Source organism: Prevotella jejuni (assembly GCF_900187995.1).
Lineage (GTDB): Bacteria > Bacteroidota > Bacteroidia > Bacteroidales > Bacteroidaceae > Prevotella > Prevotella jejuni.
In genome coordinates, this window is record NZ_FZNZ01000018.1 from 31,516 (window position 1) to 43,308 (window position 11,793).

The window sequence follows — 11,793 nt, forward strand, 5'->3', positions numbered from 1 at the left end:
CCTTCTGACATCCACATTCTCTATGTCAGAGGTTAATCCTTAACGCTTTAAGGTGAATGTCCTTACGTCTTTGCCTGTGTTAAGCTTCAAGATGAGAACACTTGGCTGAACACCAGACAGGTCTATACGCTGCTGATAACTGCCTTGCTGCAAGAGACTCCCATCTGTTGAGAAAAGCTGATACATCTGATACGTACCGTTAACAGTCAGTTCTGTACCATTAACAACGGGCATCAGACTACCATCACTACTACTCGTAACACTGCTGATACCGTCCGTGACAGGCTGTGCAAGCAGCTTCACGACGATAGACTCCGCTCCACGCGTTTGGATAAGTAGTGCGGCAGCGTGTGTCTTTGAGTCATTACTCTTAAAACCTACGGCCATCGCCCCACCTTCAAGTGGTAACTTCTCATGTGAAAGTTTGAAGTATTTCTTCTGAGTAGAAGGGGTCAAGGTGATAGTCACAGGTGCTGTCGTACGATCACTATATATATTAAGTGGCTGAGGTGTCATCTCCTGTCCCGAACGGAACGCAAACTTAATGAAGTCGTTATCAACACTTAGCTCTGGAAGGTCAGTACGTCCGAAGGTCACATCATCTATCATAAAGTTCAAGGAGGTCTCATTCCCACCTACTGGACTATAATATGAAAAGGCCACATGAAACTTATCATCAATGGTTAGTCCCTCTACCTTAGACAGGTCTATACGATAGTCAAACCACATATCAGGCTCAAGTTTGACTCCTGCTGGGACGTATGCTGATAGGTCTATATAATAAGGTGTAGCCTTACCGTCCTTCTCTATAATGATATAGAAGCCGAACTGTTCTTCACCATTAGTCGTCTGATTGCGATACATCACACTGAAAGTAAGGTCCTTGCTTTGTGCTTTCTTATAAGAAAGTGTTGGAGAGATAAGCCAACTCTCATGCTCACGTTTGTCCACAACCCCATACTTTAAGAAAGAAATCTGTGCCACCTCGTTCTCTACAACGCTCTGGTCAGCATTCTTCTGTTGCCATGCATAGAATGGGCGTTCACCACGTACTGTAAGATTCTGCCAGCCCTTCAAGCCAAGGATACGTGTATGACGCAAACCTGAGAAGGTCTCATCTAACACTGCTAACGGCTCATTGTCAGCTCCTTTCAACATAGCGTCTTCTATCTTATCGTAGGTCTTACGTGCCTCTGCTGCATTCGGACTAATGGTCACACCCTGCAGCTCTACACGCTCAGAGGTGACAAAACGCACGAGTGTAGGACGATGAGTTCCCACAATAAACTTGCCTTCACCATCAGCTGCACCCACTGAACTCCAATGCCCACCACCATCTACAGAATATTCAGCAGTACACTTTGCAGCACTACCTACTGGTGACAACTGCAGCGTATTAACTCCATCGGCAACCAACTCATCGTAATAAAGCGTATCCTTTGCCGTCAACATGACATTACTTGTGCTGTTCCAATTACCATTAAGTTTCCAGTAACCTAAGTCGAACTTATGATATCCCTTCCATGCAGCACCCGTAAAGCGACTGTCCATAGCACGGTCTGCTGTGAACTTCTCTACTAAGTCGGCAGTAGCTGCTACCTGTGAGACGCCCTTGAGCTTTATAACCAAGGTGTCAGCCAAGACACTTGACACACTCAACTCAGCCTCATATACCCCTGCTTCACGTGGTGCAAAGGTCACTTTTACAGGACTCTGATAAAGTTTTCCTGTCCTTGTTGCATAGTAATATTGACTTTTATCTATACGGAAGGGAGTATTTTCGCCATGTTTCAGTGCAAGGTTCACATTCGTAATGACATCATTAATCTCGAACTCAAGTGTCTGTTCGTCCGCCTTTCCTGGCGCAGCACTCATCTCACGAGCCTTTCCTAACTTTAGTTTAATCGTCGGAGTGGTACCAGCCTTCTTAAAGTATCCTGTCAAACTAAGCATTCCACTATTCTCTTCATCGGCTCCCGAGAAACGAAGTTTATAGGTATTAGCACCCACATAGACACCTGCAGTCCGCGGCGTAATCGTTAGATTGGCTTTTAGTGTACCGTTCTTTGGTAGCTTCTCTACATCTAATTGCATTACAGAAGACGACTGACTACCAGAGAAATTAGGCACCTGCTCCGTTGCAAGATGCATACCCTGTAAGGCTACAGGGAACGACTTTGCTTGTCCCACCTCGCCTGTCATCGTACGATACTGTGGAAGAATGGCAACGAGTGGAGTCTTGTCTCTGTCTGACAAACGTAACACACTGAAATCATCCATACGAACTTGACTTCCTGGAGCTACCAAGAGTGAGAATTCTAAACGTACTGCCCCAGCCGGACAAACGGTACGGAATTTCAATTCGCCATACGCCTTCATGCGACCGAAATAGACCTCTGGGTTATGGATAAAGGCTTTTTCATTAGACTCAACTTCATTCCCTGCAGCGTCCAACCAGCGCAGAGCAAGACGGAAAGGCCCCTCCGTGCGACTACTCTCCATCGTACAATAATGTATCAAACACTCCAACTCGTCGCCTTCAGCGACTTCCTTCCCAGTACGTTTGAGGTCTATCACCTGCTTCAGATAGCCTTCAGCATCTGATGCAGTCATTATTCCTATACCGAAACCCGTGTCACTACTGTATCTATCCCCAGCCTTCAGCTGTGTAACCGTTCCTGCTGTCTCCCACTGTGCAGGCTTACCATTATTAAAAGAATAGAAATAAGGGTCCTCCAACAACTCTACCGTTGCTTGTTCAGCAGTAAGTTGACTTGCATGACTAACCGATCGAGAGATACCATTTTGTGCATACAACGTGTTTGTAAAACCAACTAAACAAAGACTTACAAACAGTTTTGCAGATAAGTAAAAATGCTTCATTGACATCTAATTATTGATTAACATACTGCAAATATAGGAATTATTCACATACAAACAAAGTTTTGTTACATTTTATTTGACTTTTGACTTATAATAATACCAATCTAAACTAAAAGGTGTATAAGCTCTCATTAATTATAAGCAAATGGTGGTACTATTAGGCTTATTAGCCCAATAGGTATAATAAGGCCCATGAGTCAATTTGTCAGTCACAACCGACAAGATGTCATAAAGGCGTTAATGGTACGCTCATTGCATATTAGTTGGTACAAAACATTAACAAACAAATAAAAGTAAAGGAGATTAAGATATGTATAGAAATTCATGGTTACCAGAGGTTTTCAATGACTTTTTGAACACTACAAATATGCCTAAGGCTAATCCAACAGCACCAGCTATCAACGTACTGGAGTCTGAGAAGGATTATGTTGTTGAACTTGCAGCACCGGGTCTGAGCAAAGAAGACTTTGATGTGAACATTAACAGCGATGGTGACTTGACCATTAAGATGGAAAAGAAAGCTGAGGAGAACGAGCAGAAGGCTCATTACCTCCGTCGCGAGTTCGCATATAGTAAGTATGAGCAGACACTGATCTTGCCTGATGATGTTCAGAAGGACAGTATCGCAGCACGTGTTGCAAACGGAGTGCTCACCATTACTTTGCCTAAGATTCAGGTAGAGGAGCAGAAGGTTGCACGCCAGATTACAGTGGGCTAAATACTCACTGTACCCCTGATGAAAGGTTGTCGTTCTGATGCGTTAAGCTGAGGAACCTTGATGAAATAGGTTAGTTATTGGTGAATATGCCCCCAGACGGAATATGTTTGGGGACTTTTTCGTGTCTATACATTAGCTTTTACGACTCAAGTGGCTATCTATCATGCATCCAAAAGGCGAACGAAACCACCCCAGCAAACAACCTCTCCCCACATTGAAAGAACTTCTCTTGCGAATTATTTTCATGAAGAAAAATATTTTTCTTCATGAAAAAAAATATTTCTTGTCACGTAAATAAATATTTCCACTCATGAAAATAATTCGATGATAACTTCCTTTCATCTTAGAGAAAGTAAACTGAACATATATAGAAAAAGGTGGAAAGAACATAAGAAGACCGCTATCATCTCCCTAAAAAACAATGGGAAAAAGTATAACTCTTTAAGATAAACACTTGACAAGTTGGTTATTTATACTTATATTTGTACCAAAATAAGACAAATTCGTACAGAGATAATGATGAAAACTACTTATACAATCACTTTCTTACTGGCCACATTTCTACTCTCTTGCACGGGGAAAACCAATGGACAGATACAGCAGCCTACAGAAAAACCATCTACTGTCGAACAGACAACCATGGGTAATCAACAACGCTTAGCACCACCACCTGGCTACGAAAAAGTAAAACTAACAGAGGGAACATTCGGTTATTTCCTACGGCATCTGCCATTGAAACCTGTGGGAAGTGACTTACATTATTATAATGGTAGCATCAAACGAAAGAACTACACAGGTGCAGTTGTTGACATCGACTTTGGTCATGGGGAGGTAGAACAGTGTGCTGATGCTGTTATCTTCCTCAGAGCTTTATGGCTTTGGAGGACAAAGCAGTATGATAAAATCCATTTTAACTTCACCAATGGGTTTCGAGCTGATTATATCCGGTGGGCTAAAGGCGAACGAATTCATATTGACAAAAGGACTTGGCGATGCTCGTATAGCAAAGACACAGGGCCAGACTATTCCTACAAGACATTCCGCAAATATCTAAATCTCGTCTTTACGTATGCTGGAACGGCCTCACTTGAAAAGGAATTAGCCAATGTCACGGGTAAAGAACTGCAAGTTGGTGATGTGATTATCAATGGTGGTCATCCTGGACACACTGTCATCATTGTAGACAAAGCTGTCAACAAGAAGGGAGAAGCCGTCTACCTACTTGCGCAAGGATATACGCCTGCACAAGAAATAGAGATATTCAATCAGTGGTTCTGTATCGATCCACAGGTAAAATACCTTGAGACTCCAAACTGGTACTTCCGTGGTAATTATGCTAAACACTTCTAATTAGCATTCGATACAGCTTAGAATAGAAAAATTAAAAGCACTGCGAGCGAACTCACAGTGCTTTTGTTTGTTTGTATTCTGACTTGAAAGCAATCTTACTTTCTGTCATCAACGTTATCGCCCTCAGTTGGTTTCATATCTTCCTCAAAGTTAGTAATACCTGCTTTAACGAGGATTTCATACCACTGGAGGAGCTTCTTGATGTCACTTGAGTGTACACGGTCGCGATCGAAGTCAGGGAGAACCTCTGCGAAGTAGTCCTGCAACTCCTTAGCAGAAGCCTTACGCCAGTTAAGAGAAGCCACTTTGCCCTCCTCCTTGTCGCGTACCTTTGCCAACACCTCACCCAATGGGACATCATCAGACTCTGTGAACATAGCGATATCAGCAAGACTTGTCACACGGTCTGAGCCAAATGCTGGCTGACGCTTGTGTGTTTCATCGAGTGACTCAACGATAAGATTCATTTTACCACGGCTCACCAACTTATAAAGACCTGGCTTACCTGCGATTGAAAGAATTGTCTGTAACATTTTAATTTATTCTTGTTTATAATTTAATCATTCTGAAATAACGGAAAGCAGATGGTCTACCTGCGGAGCGAGAGGACGTATGCCATCATTGATGATTTCATAATCACTACGTCGTAACACTTCCTCCTGCGGTAGCTGACGTGCTATCCACTCAAGGGTTTTGTCCCTACTAATACCATCACGTACCATCACTCGATGAATACGAACGTCTTCTGGAGCTGTGACGCATACCACCTTATCTATATGGGTACGCTTGTCAAAACCACTATCGAAGAGGATAGCACTCTCTAACCATGCTTGACCAGACTGCTCAAAGTCGTGAGCTACAGCAGGATGAATAATAGCGTTTACAGCTTGTACATGGTCTTCACTACGAAGGAGATAGGCCGCAAGGATGCTTTTCTGTAACACTCCATCACGAAACACATCATCACCAATAAGTGTGGAGAGCCGTAGCTGTAAGGACTGAGAGGTGCGCATCAATTCCTTTGCATGCGCATCACAATCGTAAACGGAGATACCTCGCTCTGCAAGAAGCTTACAGACGTAAGACTTTCCACTACCAATTCCACCTGTTAATGCTATAATCATCGTTGCTCGATAAGATAATCAACCCTATTTATGGCCGGTCGAACATTGCGTACACCATTAGGTGAACTAATCACATAGATAGGACATTTATCGCTATTACTCTTCTCTATCTCTTCGTAGTTGACAACAACTCGAAAGCCTACAGGGAGTAGCTCTTTCGTCTCAGCATTCTTTGGCATAGACTGCATACGGTAGGCTCCTACCACAAAATTCACTTTTACCTTGCTTGGGAAGGTACGCATCACCTTATTTTCTGGCATGTTAATCGCCTCAATAGGTACCTCTACGCTCTCTTCAGTAAGCACGTCAGGATAAAGCTTCATCCTCACCTTGGAAGGAATACACTTAGCATCTGTGAACTTTCGGAGGTCGACTGTCAATTCTTTAACGTCAGTAAAGTTACTTATATGCTGCCGCTCCGTATAGACAGTTTGGATGCTATCCAACACACTACGTGCTGCGTAGACCTGTACACTGTCTGGATAGAAATCGACACGTGCAAGATAATAGTTATCACCTGGCGTTACTGTACCTAAAAGACGCACTGGCACCTTCTTATGACGACCAAAATTAAAAGAGAAAGTGAACTTACCGTTTTTAACAGAAGTTATCTTTGAACTCTTGGAAAGTTGAAGATTAATCTGACGTTGGAGGTCGGCAACGGGTACTTCTCCTCGGCTTCTACCATCACTGTATGCCTTATAATCGATGTAAAGAGGATGGAAAGTATCATCAAGTCCATAAAAAGCTATCATATAACCCTTGTCTCGCACGGTAAAGCGAACAACGGAATCAAGGTCGCTGGTGATGACCACATTACGAGGAACTCCCGTCATGCGAAGTGAGATACTGAACTCTCGTTCATAAGTCTCGTTCAGTGTCATAATCAACCAAAAACCTCCACTCAATACCAAGAAGAACAAAAAAATCAGAAACTCCTTATTGAATATCCTCAATAAGAAGCTCCTGAAAGTACTGAATGTACGAAGCGATTTGCTTGTTTTCATCAAATCCTTTCCTTCTTTTCTCTATCAATAAGGGTTTATTTAGTCTGTCCCTGCTGAGAAGCCTGTACGTTTGCAAATACGTAGTTCTTATCAACAGTGATAACAACACCACGTGCTATTTCGACTTCAACCTTATTGGTTGTCATATCAATATGCTTTACTGTTCCATAGATTCCACCACCAGTTACAACAGAGTCACCTACTGAGAGCGCATTCTGAAAAGCACGAATTTCCTTCTGCTTCTTCTGTTGTGGACGAATCATGAAGAACCACATGATGGCAAAGATAGCGACCATCATGATTATCATAGGCATTGGACTACCTTGATTTGCAGCCTGAGCTGCGAGGATTAATGTTGTATTCATTATTTATCAGTTATTATATTCTATAATGTAATAAGTAAGAGAGAGTAAACAACAGAACCTACTCCTTTGGTGGCTATCATAATGTATATGAGAACCATTCACATGAGTTTCGCATCCTTATCAATGCTTATTGTTATTCTCTCTATACGCTAACTCCTTATTCCTCTACAGCCTGTTCTGGCTCTTGTTGCTGACGATTAGCAACACGCTGAGCAGAAGTTTGCGCAATCGTAGGGCGACGGCCTTCACGACGAGTAGCCCTATTGTCTTGACGTTCATTATGAGGATGACGAGGACGAGGCTCTGGCATCGTCTTCATCATCATACCAATCTGTATGAGATGACGTGCAATCGTATCAAGCATACCGTTGATATATCCGCCACTACGTGGTGTACTATATAACTTAGCTAAGTCAACATACTCGTTGATCGTTACCGTCACTGGTATATTTGGGAATGTCAACATCTCTGCAATAGCTATCTGCATGATGACAACATCCATATATGCCAAACGAGAGAAATCCCAATTACGACTTGACTCACTCATGTAACGCTGATAGTCATCGGCATTGAGGATTGTCGAACGGAATAGCTTAAGAGCGAAATCACGGTCTTCTTCGTCGCGATACTCCGGTAGAAGCTCCTGATCAGCGCCATTAGCTGGGTCAAAACGCTTGATAGTCTTGATAACAAAGGTATCAACAACCTCCTTATCATCATTCCAATAAAGGCTCTTCTCCTCCAAGACTACATCCAAGTCAGGGTTCTCCTGTATTAGCGTACGATATATCTTACGCCATACCTCACGGTCGGCTTCGTATGAATCATCATCACCATTCATGTACTCTTGGTAGATTGTACTCTGTTCTATCTGGTCGCAGAGTTTACGAACAGCCTCCATATCATCTTCCCAACGGCGTTTCTGTGATTCCATGAACAGGTTTAGCTGCTTATTCTCCTCCAACTGAAGAGCGAATTTATTATCTACAAAACGACTTGAGGGAGCCTCTGTCCCCTCACGGGTAGCACGATTAGCAGCAATCTCCACACGATGACGCTCCTCTTGAGTTATGGATACGATTAAAGCCAAGAGGTAATTGTAGAGATCATACGCTTTCGCCAAGCTGAAAAGTAGTTCCTTTTCAGCATTGTCCATATTCCTGTTACCGTTCTGATAGTATGCATAGGTTAACTGGACAATCTTAATTCTAATTAATTCCCTATTGATCATTGCCTTTTCTAAAGATTGTGTTTCGTATTGAATACTTTATTTTGCAAATGTAGGAAAAATCCTTCGTACGTGCAAACATTACTATCTTTTTCTATGTTTTTTTATTGATTACTTGCTTAATCCAGCTAAAAGCGGTATCTTTGCAGCGCTTTTTGCAAATTGAGGATTGAAAGTTATGGATATAGATAAAGATTTCCAATTCCTTAATCACTCAGTGTGTGATGGCGAATTAAAGTTCATATTAATTTAGAGTAACACAATTATGAAAGAAATTAAAGTATCAGGTCAGAAGCGTACAGACCTTGGAAAGAAAGCTTCTAAGCAGCTCCGTAAGGAAGGTTTAATCCCATGTAACCTCTATGGTGAGGCTCAGCAGGATGGCAAACCAGTAGCCTTCTCTTTCACTGCTCCTATGTCAGAGTTGCGTAAATTGGTTTACACACCACACATCTACGTTGTTGAGTTGGTTATTGATGGCGAGAGACACACTGCAGTTCTCAAAGAGCTTCAGTTCCACCCAGTAACAGATGCACTGCTTCACGTAGATTTCTATGAGGTAAATGACCAGAAGCCTATCACTATCGGCGTTCCTGTTAAGCTCGTTGGTTTGGCACAGGGTGTTCGTGATGGTGGTCGTATGAACCTCTCTATCCGTAAGATTAACGTTAAGGCTCCTTATCAGCAGATTCCAGAGCACCTCGATATCAACGTTACAGAACTTCGTCTTGGTAAGAGTATCAAGGTTGGCGAGTTGAGCTTCGAGGGTCTTGAGCTGGTAACACCAAAGGAGGTTGTAGTTTGCTCTATCAAGGCTACACGTAATTCTATCCAAGCTGCGCAGGCTGCAGCAGCTGCTGAGGCATAGTAATCCTACGCCAACAATTAACTTAATATAGGAAATTGGACAAGTATTTAATTTGTGGATTGGGTAACCCAGGGTATGAATACGATGGGACCCGACACAATACAGGATTTATGGTATTGGACGCTTTCGCTAAAGCGTCCAATATTGTTTTTGAGGATAAGCGTTATGGTTTCATCGCAGAGACAACCATCAAGGGCCGTAAGATTATTCTTTTGAAGCCTACGACATTCATGAATCTCTCTGGTAATGCCGTGCGCTACTGGCTCAACAAAGAGAATATCGACCAGAGTCGACTCTTGGTTATCTCCGACGACGTTGCTCTTCCATTAGGTGCTTTCCGCTTGAAAGGAAGTGGCTCAAATGGTGGGCATAATGGTTTAGGACATATTCAACAACTTATCGGACAGAACTATGCCCGCTTACGTATGGGTGTTGGCAATGACTATCCACGTGGAGGACAGGTCGACTGGGTGCTGGGACACTACTCTGACGAACAAATGAAGGAGCTTCAACCAGCTATCGATTTAGGTGTAGAAATCATCAAGAGCTTTGTTCTTGCTGGTATCGACATCACGATGAACCAGTTTAATAAACTCGGAAAGAAGTAATAGTACACGCTCTCTAACATCAAATGAAGTTATGAACGATACTGCAAGAATTGACAAATGGCTATGGGCAGCCCGCATCTATAAGACTCGCTCGATTGCAGCGGATGCCTGCAAAAACGGTCGTATCACAATAAATGGTGTCAACGTGAAGCCTTCTCATACCATTAAGGCGGGTGAAGTGGTGAGTGTTAAGAAGTCGCCTATCACCTATTCGTTCAAGGTTCTCAAGCCAATTGAGCAACGTGTGGGTGCAAAACTCATCCCTGAAGTCTACGAGAATGTGACCGATGCAAAGCAATACGAGCTTTTAGAGATGAGCCGTATCAGTGGTTTCGTTGACAGAGCACGTGGTACAGGACGCCCAACTAAGAAGGACCGCCGTCAGATGGATGCTTTCGTCGACCCTGCCCTATTTGGCTTTGATGAAGAGGACGACAAGGAAGACGATTTCTAAAGGTTCTATCAACTTGGTTATACATAATTTATAGACTGTCTTACAAGGCCTCTATTGAAACCATATTTGCACCATGTGACTTCATAAGAAATAAGAAAACACGACTTACGTACCGCAAACAACGATAATAAGCGGACAGGTAAGTCGTGTTTTCTTATATAATAATGACAAATCAAAAACATATCTTCAACTTATATAACGGGTGCCTTTAAGAACAATAAGTTTTCCACAGAGATAAAGGACATGACAAATAAAATACAAAACATACTACTCCAAACATCTTTAGCTTATCGAACCTACACCTATTAAAAGCCCATCAACAATAACCAAACTTATCGTATCCCTACAAAGTTAGCCTTTCATTCATCTTTATTCATTTTATTTCATATCTTTGCAAATGGATTTAATAAAACTAAACAAATGAAGAAACTACTCATTTTCACCTTGTTCTTTGGCTTACAAACGGCGGCTATGGCACAAGAGACGACTGGATTGGATAAGGATAAAGCCGTTTACTTGGAACTATTAGGTGCCTCTAACCTTGTAGGTATCAACTATGATGCACGTTTCAACGACCATACACGCTTTGGGTGGAGAGCCGGATTGAGCTTCGGTTATGGTCATAATTCCAATATATTCTGGGAAGGTTCAGACGTACGTGGCTATGCTGTACCATTGGAAGTTAACTATCTCTTAGGTAGCCAAAAGAATAATCTTGAGGTTGGTGTAGGTACAAGTGTGGGTATATACAATATACACGGTATCTTTGTGGAGTCTGTAGATGGCCCTACATCTTCGCTGTCAGCTGACCAGCAGAAGCATGCTGTGGGAGAGTATAACACTCCTGAAGGAATAAAGACCTGGCTGGCTTACAATGAGAGTCGTAACCAATTCGGCTACTATTTCTTTGGGAACATAGGCTATCGTCACGTATCTAACAAGGGTTTCCTGTTCCGTGCAGGTTTCAGTCCTTCTTTTACTCTTGGCGAGAAGAATGCAGTTAAGAAGTCCTTCATCTATCCCTATCTTGGCTTCGGTTGGGCTTTTTAATCTTCAGTTAGATACTAACAAAAAGCAGGGACGCACGCTGAGAGCGTCCTTGCTTTGCTGTATAAGGAATAGTTAAGCTATTACCTTATCTATTCATACCAATGGTTAACACCGCTATCATGCTTCATTTCAACACAC

The 11,793-nt window shown here is 42.5% G+C and carries 12 protein-coding genes; 6 read left to right on the forward strand and 6 right to left on the reverse strand.

The genetic code is table 11. The features are described 5' to 3' along the window. Positions 1–39: 39 nt before the first annotated feature. A complete protein-coding gene (locus tag CHB62_RS08175; RefSeq protein ID WP_089366479.1) occupies positions 40–2,883 on the reverse strand; it encodes a choice-of-anchor J domain-containing protein in 2,844 nt (947 codons plus the stop codon). Positions 2,884–3,193: 310 nt separating this feature from the next. On the opposite strand from CHB62_RS08175, the gene CHB62_RS08180 reads away from it, so the two are divergent. Together CHB62_RS08180 and CHB62_RS08185 are read left to right on the forward strand one after the other, a co-directional pair. Next, positions 3,194–3,601: an Hsp20/alpha crystallin family protein gene (locus tag CHB62_RS08180; RefSeq protein WP_009011541.1), complete on the forward strand. Its 408-nt coding sequence runs from the start codon at positions 3,194–3,196 to the stop codon at positions 3,599–3,601. Positions 3,602–4,120: 519 nt separating this feature from the next. After that, positions 4,121–4,951, forward strand: a complete 831-nt coding sequence (locus CHB62_RS08185) for a DUF4846 domain-containing protein (protein WP_089366480.1) — start codon at positions 4,121–4,123, stop codon at positions 4,949–4,951. 95 nt (positions 4,952–5,046) lie between these two features. On the opposite strand, the gene CHB62_RS08190 is transcribed toward CHB62_RS08185, so the two are convergent. From CHB62_RS08190 to nusB, 5 genes are all read right to left on the reverse strand, one after another. Then, the gene (locus tag CHB62_RS08190) at positions 5,047–5,484 is read right to left on the reverse strand and encodes a DUF5606 family protein (protein ID WP_009011539.1); all 438 of its coding nucleotides are present in this window, start codon (positions 5,482–5,484) and stop codon (positions 5,047–5,049) included. Between the two features lie 27 nt (positions 5,485–5,511). After that, positions 5,512–6,075, reverse strand: a complete 564-nt coding sequence (coaE, locus tag CHB62_RS08195) for a dephospho-CoA kinase (protein ID WP_089366451.1) — start codon at positions 6,073–6,075, stop codon at positions 5,512–5,514. Beyond that, positions 6,072–7,082: a CdaR family protein gene (locus CHB62_RS08200; protein WP_089366452.1), complete on the reverse strand. Its 1,011-nt coding sequence runs from the start codon at positions 7,080–7,082 to the stop codon at positions 6,072–6,074. Before CHB62_RS08200 ends, coaE begins: the two co-directional genes overlap by 4 nt. A gap of 35 nt (positions 7,083–7,117) precedes the next feature. Beyond that, on the reverse strand, positions 7,118–7,447 hold the full coding sequence (yajC, locus tag CHB62_RS08205) for a preprotein translocase subunit YajC (RefSeq protein ID WP_089366453.1): 330 nt from the start codon (positions 7,445–7,447) through the stop codon (positions 7,118–7,120). Positions 7,448–7,604: 157 nt separating this feature from the next. Further along, on the reverse strand, positions 7,605–8,678 hold the full coding sequence (gene nusB, locus CHB62_RS08210) for a transcription antitermination factor NusB (protein WP_089366454.1): 1,074 nt from the start codon (positions 8,676–8,678) through the stop codon (positions 7,605–7,607). Positions 8,679–8,940: 262 nt separating this feature from the next. On the opposite strand from nusB, the gene CHB62_RS08215 reads away from it, so the two are divergent. The 4 genes from CHB62_RS08215 to CHB62_RS08230 all read left to right on the forward strand — a co-directional run bounded on the left by CHB62_RS08215 (position 8,941) and on the right by CHB62_RS08230 (position 11,655). Then, positions 8,941–9,543, forward strand: a complete 603-nt coding sequence (locus tag CHB62_RS08215) for a 50S ribosomal protein L25/general stress protein Ctc (protein WP_089366455.1) — start codon at positions 8,941–8,943, stop codon at positions 9,541–9,543. A gap of 35 nt (positions 9,544–9,578) precedes the next feature. After that, positions 9,579–10,151: an aminoacyl-tRNA hydrolase gene (pth, locus tag CHB62_RS08220; protein ID WP_089366456.1), complete on the forward strand. Its 573-nt coding sequence runs from the start codon at positions 9,579–9,581 to the stop codon at positions 10,149–10,151. Between the two features lie 31 nt (positions 10,152–10,182). Beyond that, the gene (locus CHB62_RS08225) at positions 10,183–10,605 is read left to right on the forward strand and encodes an RNA-binding S4 domain-containing protein (RefSeq protein ID WP_089366457.1); all 423 of its coding nucleotides are present in this window, start codon (positions 10,183–10,185) and stop codon (positions 10,603–10,605) included. A gap of 471 nt (positions 10,606–11,076) precedes the next feature. Then, positions 11,077–11,655, forward strand: coding sequence for a hypothetical protein (locus tag CHB62_RS08230; RefSeq protein ID WP_089366481.1), 579 nt, complete (start codon positions 11,077–11,079; stop codon positions 11,653–11,655). Positions 11,656–11,793 lie beyond the last annotated feature (138 nt).

Bases quoted from the DNA above. Each gene is read 5' to 3' on its own strand.
- CHB62_RS08175 (WP_089366479.1), bottom strand. From the start codon at position 2,883: ATGAAGCATTTTTACTTATCTGCAAAACTGTTTGTAAGTCTTTGTTTA.
- nusB (WP_089366454.1), bottom strand. From the start codon at position 8,678: ATGATCAATAGGGAATTAATTAGAATTAAGATTGTCCAGTTAACCTAT.
- CHB62_RS08180 (WP_009011541.1), top strand. From the start codon at position 3,194: ATGTATAGAAATTCATGGTTACCAGAGGTTTTCAATGACTTTTTGAAC.
- CHB62_RS08190 (WP_009011539.1), bottom strand. From the start codon at position 5,484: ATGTTACAGACAATTCTTTCAATCGCAGGTAAGCCAGGTCTTTATAAG.
- CHB62_RS08225 (WP_089366457.1), top strand. From the start codon at position 10,183: ATGAACGATACTGCAAGAATTGACAAATGGCTATGGGCAGCCCGCATC.
- CHB62_RS08200 (WP_089366452.1), bottom strand. From the start codon at position 7,082: ATGAAAACAAGCAAATCGCTTCGTACATTCAGTACTTTCAGGAGCTTC.
- yajC (WP_089366453.1), bottom strand. From the start codon at position 7,447: ATGAATACAACATTAATCCTCGCAGCTCAGGCTGCAAATCAAGGTAGT.
- coaE (WP_089366451.1), bottom strand. From the start codon at position 6,075: ATGATTATAGCATTAACAGGTGGAATTGGTAGTGGAAAGTCTTACGTC.
- CHB62_RS08215 (WP_089366455.1), top strand. From the start codon at position 8,941: ATGAAAGAAATTAAAGTATCAGGTCAGAAGCGTACAGACCTTGGAAAG.
- CHB62_RS08230 (WP_089366481.1), top strand. From the start codon at position 11,077: ATGGCACAAGAGACGACTGGATTGGATAAGGATAAAGCCGTTTACTTG.
- CHB62_RS08185 (WP_089366480.1), top strand. From the start codon at position 4,121: ATGAAAACTACTTATACAATCACTTTCTTACTGGCCACATTTCTACTC.